Annotated in this window: 13 protein-coding genes and 1 pseudogene; 8 read left to right on the top strand and 6 right to left on the bottom strand. The window is 67.5% G+C overall.

Annotation, left to right across the window (positions count from 1 at the left end; genetic code table 11):
• Positions 1-1,149 (bottom strand): acyl-CoA dehydrogenase family protein, encoded by a 1,149-nt coding sequence (locus NOF53_RS16275; RefSeq protein WP_255970534.1) that lies wholly within the window; start codon positions 1,147-1,149, stop codon positions 1-3.
• A 9-nt stretch (positions 1,150-1,158) separates the two neighbouring features.
• Positions 1,159-2,340 carry a thiolase family protein gene (locus NOF53_RS16280; RefSeq protein WP_255970535.1) on the bottom strand — a complete coding sequence of 394 codons (1,182 nt, stop codon included), beginning with the start codon at positions 2,338-2,340 and terminating at the stop codon, positions 1,159-1,161.
• A gap of 272 nt (positions 2,341-2,612) precedes the next feature.
• Between NOF53_RS16280 and NOF53_RS16285 the strand changes: the two are divergent.
• From NOF53_RS16285 to NOF53_RS16295, 3 genes and pseudogenes are all read left to right on the top strand, one after another.
• Positions 2,613-3,587, top strand: a pseudogene (locus NOF53_RS16285) (PepSY-associated TM helix domain-containing protein); the annotation flags it as partial.
• 487 nt (positions 3,588-4,074) lie between these two features.
• Positions 4,075-5,448, top strand: a complete 1,374-nt coding sequence (locus NOF53_RS16290; protein WP_374212622.1) for a hemolysin family protein — start codon at positions 4,075-4,077, stop codon at positions 5,446-5,448.
• On the top strand, positions 5,441-6,457 hold the full coding sequence (locus NOF53_RS16295; RefSeq protein ID WP_255970539.1) for a hemolysin family protein: 1,017 nt from the start codon (positions 5,441-5,443) through the stop codon (positions 6,455-6,457). Before NOF53_RS16290 ends, NOF53_RS16295 begins: the two co-directional genes overlap by 8 nt.
• A 46-nt stretch (positions 6,458-6,503) precedes the next feature.
• On the opposite strand, the gene NOF53_RS16300 is transcribed toward NOF53_RS16295, so the two are convergent.
• The gene (locus NOF53_RS16300) at positions 6,504-6,737 is read right to left on the bottom strand and encodes a hypothetical protein (protein ID WP_255970541.1); all 234 of its coding nucleotides are present in this window, start codon (positions 6,735-6,737) and stop codon (positions 6,504-6,506) included.
• 172 nt (positions 6,738-6,909) lie between these two features.
• Between NOF53_RS16300 and NOF53_RS16305 the strand changes: the two genes are divergently transcribed.
• The 3 genes from NOF53_RS16305 to NOF53_RS16315 all read left to right on the top strand — a co-directional run bounded on the left by NOF53_RS16305 (position 6,910) and on the right by NOF53_RS16315 (position 9,320).
• A complete protein-coding gene (locus NOF53_RS16305) occupies positions 6,910-8,238 on the top strand; it encodes a hemolysin family protein (protein ID WP_255970543.1) in 1,329 nt (442 codons plus the stop codon).
• A gap of 96 nt (positions 8,239-8,334) precedes the next feature.
• The gene (locus NOF53_RS16310; RefSeq protein ID WP_255970545.1) at positions 8,335-8,709 is read left to right on the top strand and encodes a hypothetical protein; all 375 of its coding nucleotides are present in this window, start codon (positions 8,335-8,337) and stop codon (positions 8,707-8,709) included.
• Between the two features lie 317 nt (positions 8,710-9,026).
• Complete coding sequence (locus NOF53_RS16315) at positions 9,027-9,320, top strand: WhiB family transcriptional regulator (RefSeq protein ID WP_255970547.1); 294 nt, start codon at positions 9,027-9,029, stop codon at positions 9,318-9,320.
• A 53-nt stretch (positions 9,321-9,373) separates the two neighbouring features.
• On the opposite strand, the gene NOF53_RS16320 is transcribed toward NOF53_RS16315, so the two are convergent.
• Positions 9,374-10,591 (bottom strand): hypothetical protein, encoded by a 1,218-nt coding sequence (locus NOF53_RS16320; RefSeq protein WP_255970549.1) that lies wholly within the window; start codon positions 10,589-10,591, stop codon positions 9,374-9,376.
• Between the two features lie 110 nt (positions 10,592-10,701).
• Between NOF53_RS16320 and NOF53_RS16325 the strand changes: the two genes are divergently transcribed.
• Both NOF53_RS16325 and NOF53_RS16330 read left to right on the top strand, forming a co-directional pair.
• Positions 10,702-11,343: a superantigen-like protein SSL4 gene (locus tag NOF53_RS16325; RefSeq protein WP_255970551.1), complete on the top strand. Its 642-nt coding sequence runs from the start codon at positions 10,702-10,704 to the stop codon at positions 11,341-11,343.
• Between the two features lie 43 nt (positions 11,344-11,386).
• Positions 11,387-11,563, top strand: coding sequence for a hypothetical protein (locus NOF53_RS16330; protein WP_255970591.1), 177 nt, complete (start codon positions 11,387-11,389; stop codon positions 11,561-11,563).
• Between the two features lie 918 nt (positions 11,564-12,481).
• Here the strand turns inward: NOF53_RS16330 and NOF53_RS16335 are convergent.
• On the bottom strand, positions 12,482-13,987 hold the full coding sequence (locus NOF53_RS16335; RefSeq protein WP_255970553.1) for a carboxyl transferase domain-containing protein: 1,506 nt from the start codon (positions 13,985-13,987) through the stop codon (positions 12,482-12,484).
• On the bottom strand, positions 13,984-15,192 hold the full coding sequence (locus NOF53_RS16340; protein ID WP_255970555.1) for a CaiB/BaiF CoA transferase family protein: 1,209 nt from the start codon (positions 15,190-15,192) through the stop codon (positions 13,984-13,986). The genes NOF53_RS16335 and NOF53_RS16340 overlap by 4 nt, the downstream gene beginning before the upstream one ends.
• Positions 15,193-15,317 lie beyond the last annotated feature (125 nt).

Consider the following 15,317-nt stretch of genomic DNA (forward strand, 5'->3'; position numbering starts at 1 on the left):
CTACAGCGACTTCGCGATGATGCCCTTCATCACTTCGTTGGCGCCCGCGTAGATCTTCTGGACGCGGGCGTCCTCGTACATACGGGCGATGAGGTACTCGCGCATGTAGCCGTACCCACCGTGCAATTGGACGCAGCGGTCGATGACCTCACACTGTTTCTCGGTGAGCCAGTACTTGACCATGGCCGCCTCGGACGGGTCGAGTTCACCGCGCAGGTGCGCCTCGATGCAGTGGTCGAGGAACACCTGGCAGGTGCGGGCGATGGTGTGACATTCGGCGAGCTCGAACGCGGTGTTCTGGAACTCGAACAGGCTGTGCCCGAACGCCTGCCGCGATTTCGTGTAGGCCACGGTGTCTTCGACGGCACGCTTCATCGCGCCCGAGGCCTGCGCCCCGATGATCAACCGTTCCTGCACCAACTGGGCCATCAGCTGCCCGAAGCCCTGTCCCTCGGACACGCCGAGCAGATTTTCGGCGGGTATCCGCACATCGGTGAACGACAACTCCGATGTGTCGGCGCCGTGCTGGCCCACCTTGTCGAGGACGCGTCCGACTGCGAAGCCGGGGCAGTCCCGCAGATCGACGATCATCAGCGAAACACCTTTGGCGCCGGCCTTCGGATCGGTCTTGACGGCCAGGATGATCATGTCGGCGGACGCGCCGTTCGTGATGAACGTCTTCGAACCGTTGATCACATAGTCGTCACCGTCACGGATGGCCGTGGTCTTGATCGCCTTCAGATCGGAACCGGCGCCCGGCTCCGTCATGCCGATCGCACCGAGAATCTCCCCGGTGGCCATCCCCGGCAGCCACGCCTTCTTCTGCTCTTCCGACCCGTACTCGACGAGGTAATGCGCGACAATCCCGCTGTGCACCGCGATTCCGAACGCCAGGTCCCCGGCGTAGCCCTGGGCCTCGAAGACGGCGAGGTCGTGGGCGAATGTGCCGCCACCGCCGCCGTATTCTTCGGGCACGGAACAACACAGCAACCCGAGCTGCCCGGCGGTGTGCCACACGGATCGATCGATGCAGTGTTGTGCGTCCCACTTGTCGTTGTGCGCGACCACTTCGCGCTCGAAGAACCCGGTCGCGAGTTCGGACAGCGCCTTCACCTCGTCGTCATGCCACGACGCAATATGCTTCTTCATGGCCACTCCTCAGACTCGACGGAACAGTGCGGCGAGGGCCTGACCGCCGCCGATGCACATCGTGACGATGCCGAGTTCGAGGTCGCGGCGCACAAGATCCTTCGCGAGGCGCAGGCTCAGGATGGCACCGGTCGCGCCCACGGGGTGACCCAACGCGATGGCGCCGCCGTACGGGTTGGTCTTCTCCGGGTCGAGCTTCGCGTCCCGGATCACCGCGACCGCCTGCGACGCGAACGCCTCGTTCAGCTCGATCACGTCGATATCACCCGGGGTGGTGCCGGTCTGCTCGAACAGCTTCTGCAACGCCAGCACCGGGGCGTACCCCATCAGAGCCGGGTCCATCGCGGCGGTCGCGACGGCCTCGAGGGTGACGAGCCCGGTCAGGCCCTTCTCCTGCGCGGCCGACTGAGTGGCCAGCACCAGGGCCGCGGCGCCGTCGTTGATGCCCGACGCGTTACCGGCGGTCACCGAACCGCCTTCCTCGAACGCCGGCCGCAGCTTCGCGAGGGTCTCGAGGGTGGTGTCCGGCTTGAGGTGCTCGTCGACCTCGATCGTCTTCGGGCGGCGCCCCCCGATTTCGACGGGGGTGATTTCCTCGGCGAACGCGGCCCGGGCGGCGTCGGTGGCGGCGCGGCGCTGGGATTCGACTGCGAACTCGTCCTGCTGCTGCCGGCTCACGTCGTACTTGCGGGCGACGGCCTCGGCGGTGCGGCCCATGTGCACGCCACCGAACGGGTCGGTCAGGATCGCGACCGTGCCGTCGACGAGTGTGCGGTCACCGAGTTTGTAACCCGAACGGGCGCCGAAATCGTAGAACGGCATCCGGGACATGCTCTCGTCGCCGCCGGCCAACGCGAACCCGACCCCGCCCCAGCGCATCTGCTGCGCCGCCGACCAGACGGCCTGCAGGCCGCTGCCGCACAAGCGGTTGACCGTGTAGGCGGGAGTGCTCTCGGGCAGGCCTGCTGCGAGGGCCACGCGGCGGGCGTTGTAGGCGTCGGGGCCTACTTGGCCGATGCAGCCCATCACCACCTCGCCGATGTCGTCACCGGCGACCCCGGCACGCCCCAGAGCGGCCCGCGCAGCGGTCGCGCCCAGCTCGTGCGCGGGCACGCCGGCGAGCGTGCCACCGAAGCTGCCGATCGGCGTCCGCGCGCCGTCGATCACCACAATCGGTTCGGGAGTATTCATCAGGTGCCCTTCCGTCTCACTCCCGGTCCGGGGAGATAGTAGGACATCAAAGTAGCGCGCCTCTCGAAACGGGCGTCAATTGACCTGCGTGACGCTCCCTCGTGACACCCTCGGCGAATCAATCTCGTCGCCGAACCGCAACTCAGCAGATCCAGCCCATACTCGGTCGACGTCTGCGCGCTCGGAGTTCGGTCCGAGTTCAGCGGCCTAGGGGTCCGGGCACGACGAATGTGTCGACCGTGTTCAGTTCGAGCATTTCGTGGGATGGCATCAGCGAGCTCGCCGCATCGTGGCTGTGGGTGATCGCCCTCGGCGGGGTGTACCTGTGGGCCGCGCGGTACCGCACCCTGCACACCCGCAACCGAGAATCGACGCGCCTGCTGACCGTCGACTGCACCTCCCGCGGCCGTAACCGCACCCTCAGCTGGCACGGGGTACTGGGTATCTGGATCGCTGTCGGGTTGGTGTTTCTCTCGGCGACCGGGTTGACCTGGTCGAAGTACGCCGGTGAGAACGTCAGCGAACTGCGCACCGCCCTGAGCTGGACCACCCCGAAACTCGACAAAAATCTCGGCACCCCAGCCGGTGGGACCGCCGCGGCGGCGGGTGGGCACGACGGGCACGGCGGACACACCGGTGCAGCCGCCAACCCGGGTGCGCTCGACCGCAACATCGGCGAACTGGACTCGGTCCTTGCGGCCGCGGCCGCTAACCAGGTCACCGGGAAGGTCGAGGCCACCATTCCGGCCGACGAGCACACCGCGTTCACCGTCACCGAGACCCGGCAGCCGTGGCAGTTCGCCACCGACGCGGTCGCGATCGATCCCGTCAGCGGTGCCGTGACCGACGCGAACCGATTCGCCGACTGGCCGCTGGCCGCAAAGCTCACCACCTGGGGCATCGCTCTGCACATGGGCATCCTGTTCGGCCTGCTCAACCAGCTGGTTCTACTCGCCGTGACCATCGCCCTGGTGACCGTGATCGGGCGCGGCTACCTGCTGTGGTGGCGGCGACGCCCCACCCACGGTCGGCGCCGGGTCGGCCGTGCGCCGATCCGCGGCACCTGGCGCCGGATTCACCCGACCACCACCGTCGCGGTGGTGATCCTCACAATGGCGGTCGGCTGGTACATCCCGCTGCTCGGGCTGAGCGTGCTCGGGTTCCTACTCGTCGTCGCGGCCGTCGCCGCCGCCCGCCGGCTGCGCTCCCCGAAGAACCCGGGCCCGGCGAACACCCCGGCGGGGTAAGCACCGACGGTCGACACAAGCCTGACCAGTTACCGCCGCGATCTCGATCTTCTATGTCCGGGACCCGACGCGAGCGGTCGCGCGAACACCGCAATACCACCAAGTCTGCAAGCCCACCGCGGTGCACTACCTCCACGCCGCGCACCCACACGCTCGGCTCCGCGATCGAGAGTCCGTCGTCGGGTCGACGGGACACTGTCCCCATTTCGGGGGCCGCCGACCTGCCAGCATGTCCGTTCCGTCGTCGCGGCAGCTCCGGCCAGCTCAGCGGTCAGGTGCAGCACCCGTGGCCAGTCACGACCAGAGACGATGCGGACCTGAGGTAAAGAAGCCTTTACTATTGGTTCGGGCGCCGGGACCACTGGCGTAACTATTCGTGTCCCCAACCTCGATGAGAGTCCATGAACCTCGCTTCGCGCATACCCCGAAGACCCCGCCCGCCTCGTGCCACCCGCCGACTCGGATCCCGTCCGGACGTGCACAGATGGTGACCGTCGTTCTGAGCATCGCGTTCGGCATCCTGGTGGTCGTCGCCATCACCGCGCTGACCGGGTATTTCGTGGCCCAGGAATTTGCCTACATGTCGGTGGACCGCTCGCGGCTGAAAGCGCGGGCCGAGGCCGGTGACACCGGGGCCGCCCGGGCCCTGACGGTGACCCGCCGCACCTCGTTCATGCTGTCCGGCGCCCAACTCGGTATCACCGTCACCGGGCTGCTGGTCGGATATGTCGCCGAACCTCTCATCGGACGAGGACTCGGCGAACTCCTCGGCGGCGTCGGTGTCCCCACTGCTGTGGGAATCGGAATCGGCGCCATCCTCGCCGTACTCTTCTCCACCTTCGTCCAGATGGTCTTCGGTGAGCTGTTCCCGAAGAACCTGGCGATCGCCCGACCCGAACCGGTCGCCCGCTGGCTGGCCCTGTCGACCACGATCTACCTGAGACTGTTCGGCTGGCTGATCTGGCTGTTCGACCAGTCCTCGAACCTGCTGCTGCGGGCGCTGCGGATCGAACCGGTGCATGATGTCGAGCACTCGGCGACACCGCGGGACCTCGTGCACATCGTCGCGCAGTCGCGTCATACCGGAGAGTTGCCGCGAGAGCTGTCCACCCTGCTCGATCGCATTCTCGACTTCCCTACCGAGACGGCAGAACATGCCATGATCCCGCGCTCCCACGTCGACACCGTGCGGGCCGACGAACCGGTGTCCGCGGTGCTTCATCGCATGGGGTCCGGGCACACCCGCTACCCGGTCGTGGGTGAGAGCTCGGACGACCTGTACGGGGTGATTCACCTGCACGACCTCCTGGGCACCTCGCCGACCGGAACGGCTGCCTCCCGGTGCCGGACCCCGGTGGTCGTGCCCACGTCGCTACCGTTGCCGCAGGTGCTCACCCAGCTGAGCGAGGCGAAGGAGGAGATGGCCCTGGTGATCGACGAGTACGGCGGATTCGCCGGGATCGTCACAATCGAGGATATCGCCGAGGAACTGGTCGGCGAGATCGCCGACGAACACGACCCGGACACCGCCCCGGCCGCGGCCGCGGCCGGATCGGAGGCCGACGGCTGGATCATGCCCGGTGATCTGCACCTCGACGAGGTCGAACGCCTCTTGGGTCACCGCCTGCCCGCCGGTGATGCCGAAACCCTGGCCGGTGCCGTCATCGCCGAGTTCGGGGGGCTTCCGGCCGTCGGTGATCGGGTAACCATCGCGCTCGAGCGCGATCCGGGAGACCTGGTGAACGACACCGAACCGCCGGAGCGGCGACTGCTCGCCGAGGTCCGCGACATCGACAAGCATGTGCCGTCGTCGCTGTTCGTCACCTTCGCCAGCACGTCGGAGGAGTCTGCGCATGAGTAGTCCTTGGCTCATCCTGGTCGTCACGGTTGCACTGATCGCGGCCAGTGCATTCTTCGTCGCGGTCGAATTCGCGCTCATCGCGGCTCGCCACCACCGGCTCGAGGATGCCGCACCGAACAGCAGGGCGGCCCGGGCCGCCCTGCGGAGTGCGTCGGAGCTGTCGGTGCTGCTGGCCGGTTCGCAGCTCGGTATCACGGTGTGCACCCTGGCGCTCGGTGCGATCACCAAACCCGCCGTGCACCACTGGCTGACCCCGGCGTTCGAAGGCTGGGGCGCACCGTTGTGGCTGGCGGACGTCGCGGGGTTCGTTCTCGCCCTGATCATCGTCACCTTCCTGCACCTCGTCGTCGGGGAGATGGCACCGAAGTCGTGGGCGATCGCGCACCCGGAGAGATCGGCGACATTGCTGGCGATCCCGATGCGCGGCTTCATGTGGGCCACCCGACCCGCCCTCAATGCGCTGAACCGGATGGCGAACTGGTGCCTGATCAAGGTCGGGGTGACCCCGGTGGATCAGGTCGGGTCGGGCCAGGACTCGGACGCACTGCGCCACCTCGTCGAGCACTCCGCGACCGCCGGCACCCTCGACGAGCGCTACCACGGACAGTTGACCAGCGCCTTGGAACTCGAGGCGCTCACCGTCGGGGAGATGGTCCGGCCGAATCCGGCACCGAGCAGTGTTCCTCCGGAGGCGACACCGGACGAGATTCGCGCGGCCTGCCAGCGCAGCGGACACCTACGGCTGCTGGTCCGCGGCGACGCCGGGGTCCAGGGCGTCGTACACGTGCGCGACAGCCTGCACGCGCCGCCGACGTACACGGCGCGGACGTTGATGCGTGCGGTGCTCACCCTGCCCGCGGCGGCACCGGTGTACGAGGCGCTGCGGACCATGCGCGAGACCCGCAGCCATCTGGTGCTCGTCCTCGGCGACGACGGCGAGGTGACCGGGCTGATCACCCTCACCGACGTGCTACAGCGGCTGTTACCGGCCGCCGGAGCCACCGCCTGACCGAACGCCCCGACACAGCGGGCCCCTGGCCGGGAACGATTTCCGGTCAGGGCTCGCTGTCGCGGTAGAGCCGCCAGAACCAGATCCCGCCGCCCAGCAGGCAGGCGAATCCCCCGCCGAAGGCCCCCACCAGGACCAGCATGGTGCCCACCGCCATCAACGCGACCACGCTTCCCAGCTGAATCAGCACACTCCGCGGCACATACGCGAATGTGGCCGAGAACCGCGGCCGGCGCAACCCGGGGCTCAGGGTGCCGCTCGCCGCGGCACGCGCACCCACCGGCCGTCCTCCGCTCAGGCACCGGTGCGTAACCGCGCGACCATGGATGCTCATGTCCGTTTTGTCCGTTTTCGCCTACACTGAACCCCACCCCGCGATCGATGGACTTCTCCAGGAGAAAGGGCATGGGCCACCGTCACAGACCCCGGCCGCCCCGATTTGGGCGGCGGCGATGAACGACACCGTGGTCGACGCCGGACTGGTGCTGGCCTTCGTGCTGGTCGGTGGCGTGTTCGCGGCCACCGAGATCGCCCTGGTGTCTCTGCGGGAGGGGCAGATCCGGCACCTGCAGCGGCGTGGGAGCCGCGGCGCCCGGACCGCCGCGCTGGCCCGCAACCCAAACCGGTTCCTCTCCGCGGTGCAGGTCGGTGTCACCGTGGCCGGATTCCTCTCCGCCGCCTACGGCGCCGCCGCCATCGCACCCGCCCTCGTTCCCACCCTCGAATCGTGGGGCCTGCCGGCCGGGCCGGCCTCGGCGGTAGCCCTGATCGGGACGACCCTGGTGATCGCGTACCTGTCCCTGATCCTGGGCGAGTTGGTGCCCAAACGTCTTGCGCTGCAACGCGCGAGTGAAGTGTCCCTGCTCACCGCGCCGGCCCTGGACCGGTTCGCCACGATAATGCGCCCGGTGATCTGGCTGCTGTCAGTCTCCACCGACCTGCTGGTGCGCCTGCTCGGTGGGGACCCGAAGGCGAAGAACGAAGCGATCACCCACGAAGAACTCCGCGATCTCGTTCTCGGGCACACAGCGATCGCCGAATCCGAGCGCCGCATCCTCTCGGAGGTCTTCGATGCCGGTCAACGCTCCCTGATCGAGGTGATGCGTCCCCGCACCGACGTCGACTTCTTGCCCGCCGATACGCCCCTCCCCCGGGCCCGGGAGCAGGCACTGGGGTCCGGGCACAGCCGGTACCCGGTCACCGGCGCCTCGTTTGACGACATCGTCGGATTCGTCCACGTGCGCGATCTCCTGCTCGCCGACGAACGACAGATCGCCACGGCGGCGCAGCTCAGCAGACCCATCCTGCAACTGCCCGCCTCCAAACCGGCCCTGGCCGCGCTGGCGGACATGCGCCACGAAAATCTCCAGATTGCAATCGTCGTCGACGAATACGGCGGCACCGCAGGAATCGTCACCCTCGAGGACATCGTGGAGGAGATCATCGGCGAAATCGGGGACGAGTACCAACAACCCGCCCAGCACAGCGAGGCTACGCAGATTCGGGTGCCGGCGCACCAACACGTGGACGGACTGTTGATCATCGAGGACTTCGAGAAGACCACCGGCATCACCCTCCCCGACGGCCCCTACGAAACGGTCGCCGGTTTCCTGCTGCACCGACTCCAACGCGTCCCGCAACTCGGTGACAGCATCACCTTCGACGGCACCAAACTCACCGTCAGTGCCCTCGACGGCCGCCGCATCTCCCGTGTCCGTGTCACCCACCCCCGCCCGACCCCACACGCACCGGGCGCTCGGACCGAACCGGAGCGGCCATGAACCCGGCCCTCTTCGGTGACCGTCGCCGTCGCCGGTCAGTGCCGACACGACCGGCGGTGACGGGCCACCGCGGCCGGGTCGGGAGATACTCAGCCGGTGGCCAACGGGCGAGACGGCAGCATCTGGGTCGCGATCTTCGCCGCGCACGCGGGACTGGTCCTGGGCCTGACCCTGCTGTTCCTGATCGTCGCCGACCTCGGGCATGGTTCCGCGGGGGTGAACCTGGGGGCGGGACTCTTGCTTCTGCCCCTGCTGCCGTTGGGTCTGCCCTGGTCCGTGCCGATGATCACCGAACCATACCGCTTCGACCCCGCCGCCGAAACCCTCGCGCACGCCCTCTCTTTCGCACCTGCTGACCTCAACGTCGCACTGCACGGCCTGGTACTCCCGGCCTGGCGTCGTGGTGCGTACGCGGCGCCGGGCACGGTGATCCGCGGCTCGCGCCTGCGAGCACCTTCAGGTGACGGTTGAGGTTCCCGCCGGTCGCGGACCCAACACGCCACCGCCACAGCCCACGGCAGCGGTCGTGCTCACGGCGAGCCGCGGTGTGAACCCGACATCATCGGCAGCTCAAACATCCGGTGCATCACTGCCGCGGCGCATGCTCGCGGCGGCGGCGGGCTTACCCCGGAGAACGAATGTTGAACATTCCTGACGTGTGAGTGACACATCCGGTTTCTGGGTACAGGTCCCTCACATGTTCACCGCGCTCCAGCAGTGCGGGCTGGGTGAGCGTCAGGTGGCGAGAACGCCGCCACCTTTCGTCACGTCACGATCAAGGAGTTCGCATGCCCCCATACACGGACCTTCCCAAGCCACTGTCGGACGTCTGGGAGTGGCAAGTGCATGGCTTGTGCCGTGGCGTCGACTCGTCGATGTTCTTCCACCCGGACGGACAGCGTGGACGTATCCGGAAGCAGCGTGAGCTGCGAGCCAAGCAGCTGTGCAACCGCTGCCCGGTCCTAGTCCAATGCCGAGAGCACGCGCTTACTGTCGAGGAGCCCTTCGGAGTGTGGGGAGGAATGTCCGAATCGGAGCGGCAAGCCGCGATCGAACACCGGCGCGGCGACATCGCCATATGATCGCGCTCGACCTCGGCACGTAGGTTGGAAGCTGGCCTCGTTTCTGTCGGCGCCTACCTGGTCTCCGGGCTCCCCGACCACGCCGTCAGTTCGGCAATGTCGCCGTATATCGCCGATTGGTACGTGAGCATCAGCTCTTCCACCCCGTCGAACTGATCCCCGACGTGGTGGGTGTTCACGGCCGACAGTTCCCGGTCGCCTGACCGTGCGATGAGCTCGTCGATCCGACTGTCCAGGCTCATGGCCCGGTTGACGGCCAGCACGGATCGCAGCTGCACCTCGGCCCGTGAGAGCAGATCACCGATCCGCGCCAACGCCGCAACGCGGTCGACCAGCTGATCCCACACCGGCGTCAGCGCAACCTGCCTGGCCTGGACCTGCCGGCGACCGCCGTCGGAGTGCGTGACGCGCAACGCGTCGTCGAGCTCGAGGCGGATGCCGCGCAACGCCACGGTGTCGACCGCGATCTGTGTCAGTTCCTCCGCGAGGTCGAGTTGGTGCCGCTGCACAGCGAAGTGCTCGGAGCGCCACACCGGGGACCCGTCGATCCTGTCGTACAACATTCCGGCGAGATAGAGCAGTGTGTCGTAACCGTCGGCGAATGTGTCGTTGTCGAGGTCGACGCCGCGCCCGAGGGCATCGGCCACCCGCTTCCCGGCCGCGGCCATCAGTGTGTTCTCCGACGCCTGGCCGATCCGCTCCGCAGCTGTGCCGCGAGCGATCTTCGCGGCGCGCTCGAAGGCGCTTCCGGTCTGCGGCGCCGGCGTCCGCTGCAGAGCGCGGAACAGCGCCTCCCGTTGCTCGAGGTCGAGATGCACGCCCTCCCGCCGATCACGGCGCATCGCCCGCACGCCATTGCCGTAATGCGCTGTCGACATCACCACCGCCGACCGATATGCCTGCAGTTTTCTACCCAGCTCCGTGGTGCGGTACTTGAAGAGCAGCTGCGCCGGCCCGGGCCGCAGTGTGTCGCAACGCTGGGACACCTGGTGGTATTCGTCCGTGAGCAGACGCAGCTGTCCGAAGCCACCGATCGACGGCACCGTCCTGCCGGTGCGGCGGCGGTTCGCGAGCACCTGCCGGGTGGGCGCGTCGAGGTGTCCGGCGGCGATCAACACGGCAGCCCGATCGGACAACGGCGGGTGCGTTCCCGAGATCGAGGCTCGCTCACACCACCGCCGCACCTCGAAAGAGATGCGGGCCCGACGCTCCTCGTCGGTGTCGATTATCGGCGGCGTCTCGCCACACGGGTATTGGTCGCTCTCCGACATCGGACCTCCTGGATACCGGGCTTGCGGGCAGATCGCTCATCACTACTGTTCCAGAAATTGGACGGCCGCGCCGCAGCCGTTTGGGACGGACGCGGTTCTAAGCTCGCCGCATGAGCCTCTCGGTCCGCACGGTGCTGCTGCTCGCAACGGCGTTGCTGATGACGGGGTGCGCGGGCTCCGTCAGCGGGTCCGCCGATACCGCCGCCGCCCCGTCGACCACCTTCTCCCTCACTCCTCCGTCGTGGACGAACTCGGCGACGCCCTCTGCCTCGACGCGGAGTACGACCCCGTCGAGTCCGAGCGTTCTTCCGACTGCGGCCACGAGCGCACCCGCCAGAACCCGGGAGGCCGATCCCCAGCAGTACGCGGGCACCACGGCGGGAAGCTTCTACTTCACGACGCCCAGTACCAAGTTCCACTGCGCGATCCTGACCGGCGGCGACCTCCCGACAGCAGGCTGTCACGGCCCGATGCCGGAATCGGCTCCGAAGGTTCCCGGTTCCGGCGCCCCCGACGTCCGGGTGCCGCCCAACGCCATCGAGGTGACCGGTTCCCGTTCGGGTCAGTTCGTCAGCGCCGGTGACCCGCGGTACTACCCGCTGGGCGGTTCACCGGCCACCACTTTGCCCTACGGCCGGTCGCTGCACGTGAACGATCTGTCCTGCCTTGTCGAGGAGTCGACGGGTGTTACCTGCACGAGCGACGCCGGGCACGGATTCACCCTGTCCGACACCAAGTTCCGGGTGTGGTGACGAGGCACGGGCGCGTCCCCCGTCAGCGGGGAACAGAGGGGCGGTGCCGTCCACCCCGCGCGCACCCTCGTTCAGCGACCTCGGCGACAGCGACGGAAAGGTGCGGTCGGGGGGCAACGCCCGCGTCGACGCGACCCGGAAGTCGTCGGGCCGCAAGAAGTGCGAGGCCTCCACGATCGCGGCCGGCGCCCGGCGCCAGGCCAAGAAGGATCGCCGCTAGCACTCCACCGATCAGACGCAATGCCGAAGCCCGCACTTCATCACACTCAGATGTCACCGGGTCTGACGCATAGGCCCGTTCCGATGATCTGGTCCTTCTGAAGCCCGCGGACCGCCGCCGCCGCGGCCACGGACATGAATGAGGTGATCACCCTCGTCAGGAAGCGATCCGACTCCACCCCCGCAACGATGCGCGAACGTTCCGCGCTGCGCGTCTCACTATGGTCCGCCACCCATGGTCGCCCAGCCTCCGAAGTTTCCGGGTTGATAGCGACCGTTGCGGCTTCGGATCGTGCCGCGCAGGCTGATCGCGTGGCCCGTCGACCATCCGAACCAGCACCTCGGGCCACGCGATCTCACTGTCCACGGCCGTCGCATCCCTTCGGCGCAGGCGCGCTCGGGATCGGGGTGCAGCAGCGCGGGCGCTGCGTCAGCGTGTCCATCGGATCTAGCTCTCCCACAACGAACCGCGAATGCGGTGGTCGGTGCTACGACTCATTCAGTCCCGTACCCAGCGTGTGCTGAGCGCGTGAGAGTTCCAGCCGGGCCCGGCGGGCCGCAGCTTCCGCGCACAAACTGACGACGGCTACCCTTTCATTCGTTTCATCGGAGGTAGGTTCCTCGGAGCGCTGCGACCGGTGGGTCGCGGCGCTCCGAGGCTTGGTTCGTGCGATTCACCGGATCGGCGTGTTACCGATGAGTGCAGCACTCGAACCTGTCGGTCAACTCTCGTCAGCGACTCCTTCGTAGGGAGCGGCACCGCGCGAGCGTTGTACCGACGCATTTCGCAGAAATGCGCGGGGTTGGTCCGCGATTCTGGAACTCGGGGCTCTGGGCGAAGCTCCCACTATCACGCGGCGATCCCGGAGCATCGAAACCCGGTGAACGCCGTCACTTTCGAAGCATCCGCATGCCGGTGTCACACCGGCACCGTCAGCGGTTCGCCGATCCGGCTGAAGTGCTCGAATCGATCGGCCAGGCGTTGCTGGGGGTCCCGCCGCATGAGAGCGAGCAGTGCCGTGTGGAGGGCCGTACCGACACGTTCACAGAATTGCACCGGTTCGTCCGCTGCATCGGGGAACTCCGGTATCACCGTGTGCACGACACCACCGGCGAGTAGGTCTTTGGCTCGAATCCTCTGTGCAGCAGCCATTTCAGGAGCATGGCTGATGTCGCGATGAATGATTGCGCTCGCTCCTTCTGGCGGCAGCGGTGAGAGCCAACCATGCTGGGCGGCAAGAACGCGGTCCGCTGGGAGCAGAGCCAGCGCCCCTCCGCCGGTGCCCTGACCGAGCAGCAGCGACACCGTGGGCGATCGCAATGTCACGAGTTCGGCCAGGCATCGGGCGATCTCGCCGGCGAGTCCGCCCTCCTCCGCCTCCTTCGACAGGGCTGCCCCAGCGGTGTCGATGACGGTGACCAGCGGTAGGTCGAGCTCCTGCGCCAGGCGAATGCCGCGCCGCGCCTCACGCAGTGCCGCCGGCCCGAGGGGGCGTTGTGCGGTCTGGCCGTGTCGGTCCTGGCCGAGCAGAACGCAAGGGACGTCGCCGAAGCGGACCAGCGCGAGGGTCAGTCCGGGATCCTTCTCGCCCTGCCCGGTGCCGTTGAGGGGCAGTACATCGGCAGCGGCATTGAACAGTAGTTCGCGCACTCCGGGGCGGCCGGTGCGGCGAGAGGCGAGCACCGATTCCCAGGCGGGCGTATCCGGAAGTGCGGTGTCCGGGACTTCGGACGTGCGTTCGTCGTCGGTCGGACGGGAGGTCATGATGCGTAGGGCCCGGTCGAGGATCTCGGCGAGTTGTTCCGGAGGGCGGACGGCGTCGACCAACCCGTGAGCTTGAAGGTTTTCCGCCGTCTGCACGCCCGGTGGAAACGGCGCGCCATACAACGCTTCGTATACCCGGGGTCCGAGGAATCCGACGAGCGCGCCGGGCTCGGCGACCGTGACGTGTCCGAGGGATCCCCAGGACGCGAATACCCCTCCCGTGGTGGGGTTTCGGAGGTACACCAGGTACGGGAGGTGGGCTGCTTTGTGGGCACTCACCGCTGCCGTGATCTTGACCATCTGGAGAAATGCGGTGGTTCCTTCCTGCATGCGCGTTCCGCCCGAGACCGGTAAGGCAATCAGCGGAAGCTTCGCCGCGGTAGCCCACTCGATCGCTGTGACGAGCCGTCGGCCGGCGGCCACGCCAATCGATCCCGCGAGGAATCCGAAGTCGCAGACCACGACCGCGACGCGGCGGCCTCGTAGGAGTGCCGCTCCGGTCACGACGGATTCGTCCAGCCCGGTCTTCTCGCGCGCCGCCGCCAGTTCGTCTGCGTACGAGTCGTTCCCGGCGGGCTCGGCGATGTCGGTATCCCACGATTTCCACGAGTCACGATCGAAAACCAGGTCGACCAGTTCATGCGCGGTCAGGCGGGTCATCGGACCGTCTCCTGCAACCACTCGGACACGATGTCGTTATCGGCGCCGAGGACCGGTGGCGCGGTGTGCTGGGTGTTGGTGACTTCGGTGCCGTCCGGTTCGAAGAATCGCAGCGGCGGGCCGGGCAGGGTGATGTTGCCGAGTGTGCGGTGGTCGACGTCGATCAGCAGTCCCTGCGACTTGGTCTGCTCCCATTCGTAGACTTCGGAGAGCGTCCGGACGCGTCCCGCGGGCACTCCGATGCGGTCGAGTTCGACGAGGAGTTCGTCGCTGGTGTATGCGCCGAATGCGTCCTCGACCAGTTCCAGGACCTGCTTGTGGTTGGCGACGCGTTCGGGATTCGTTGCCATACCGGGGGTGTCCGGGTCGAGGTGGAAGCCCGCACAGAACCTCTTCCACAGTCCTTCACTGCCCACCGAAATCTGCACGGCGCCGTCGGCGGTGCGAAACAGTCCATAGGGCGAGATCGAGGGATGGTGGTTGCCCTGTGCCTCGCCGACCTCGCCGGCGACGGTCCATCTTGTCCCCTGGAAGGCGTGCACGCCGACGACACTGGCCAGCAACGACGTTCGCACGACTCGACCTCGTCCGGTGCGCTCACGTTCCTGCAGGGCGGCGACGACGCCGAACGCCCCGTACATGCCAGCGAGAAGGTCCGCGATCGGAACGCCGACGCGCTGAACGTCGGTAGGCCCGGATCCGGTCAGCGACATCAGTCCGGCCTCGCCCTGGGCGATCTGGTCGTACCCCGCACGCCCCCCTTCGGGCCCGTCGTGACCGAAACCGCTGATCGACAGGACGACCAGCCGGGGGTTCAGTTCCGCGAGGCGCTCGGTGGTGAAGCCGAGCCGATCGAGGACTCCGGTGCGGAAGTTCTCCATCAGCACATCGGCGCGCCGGACGAGGGACTCGAGGGTGGCGCGTCCGGCGTCGGCCTTCAGGTCGAGGGTGATCGACTTCTTGTTCCGGTTGGCAGAGAGGAAGTACGTCGATTCCCGCTCTGCATCGGCGGGGCTCACGAAGGGTGGCCCCCACCCGCGGGTGTCGTCGCCGCCGTGTGGGGTTTCGACCTTGATGACGACCGCGCCGAGGTCGCCGAGCATCATCGCCGCGTGGGGACCTGCCAGTGCGCGGGTGAGGTCGACCACCACGATCCCATCGAGTGGCCCGGCCGGTGCGGTCGTGGAGTGTGCAGTGGAAAACATGAGCATCCCTGGCTTCCTGCCGATGTGCCGCCGTCCCATCATGGATCAGTGGCTAAGTGGACTAGCCACTAGTACAGCAGTGGGCGCGATTACTGTCAAGCGTTGTTGTGGCGGCCATTACTCAC

It is taken from the genome of Rhodococcus tibetensis, assembly GCF_024438035.1.
In the GTDB taxonomy this organism is placed as follows: Bacteria; Actinomycetota; Actinomycetes; order Mycobacteriales; family Mycobacteriaceae; genus Rhodococcus_F; species Rhodococcus_F tibetensis.

What these genes read in the sequence shown, in the direction of transcription:
- NOF53_RS16275 (WP_255970534.1), bottom strand. Translation starts at nt 1,149, where the DNA reads ATGAAGAAGCATATTGCGTCGTGGCATGACGACGAGGTGAAGGCGCTG.
- NOF53_RS16280 (WP_255970535.1), bottom strand. Translation starts at nt 2,340, where the DNA reads ATGAATACTCCCGAACCGATTGTGGTGATCGACGGCGCGCGGACGCCG.
- NOF53_RS16295 (WP_255970539.1), top strand. Translation starts at nt 5,441, where the DNA reads ATGAGTAGTCCTTGGCTCATCCTGGTCGTCACGGTTGCACTGATCGCG.
- NOF53_RS16305 (WP_255970543.1), top strand. Translation starts at nt 6,910, where the DNA reads ATGAACGACACCGTGGTCGACGCCGGACTGGTGCTGGCCTTCGTGCTG.
- NOF53_RS16315 (WP_255970547.1), top strand. Translation starts at nt 9,027, where the DNA reads ATGCCCCCATACACGGACCTTCCCAAGCCACTGTCGGACGTCTGGGAG.
- NOF53_RS16320 (WP_255970549.1), bottom strand. Translation starts at nt 10,591, where the DNA reads ATGTCGGAGAGCGACCAATACCCGTGTGGCGAGACGCCGCCGATAATC.
- NOF53_RS16325 (WP_255970551.1), top strand. Translation starts at nt 10,702, where the DNA reads ATGAGCCTCTCGGTCCGCACGGTGCTGCTGCTCGCAACGGCGTTGCTG.
- NOF53_RS16335 (WP_255970553.1), bottom strand. Translation starts at nt 13,987, where the DNA reads ATGACCCGCCTGACCGCGCATGAACTGGTCGACCTGGTTTTCGATCGT.
- NOF53_RS16340 (WP_255970555.1), bottom strand. Translation starts at nt 15,192, where the DNA reads ATGTTTTCCACTGCACACTCCACGACCGCACCGGCCGGGCCACTCGAT.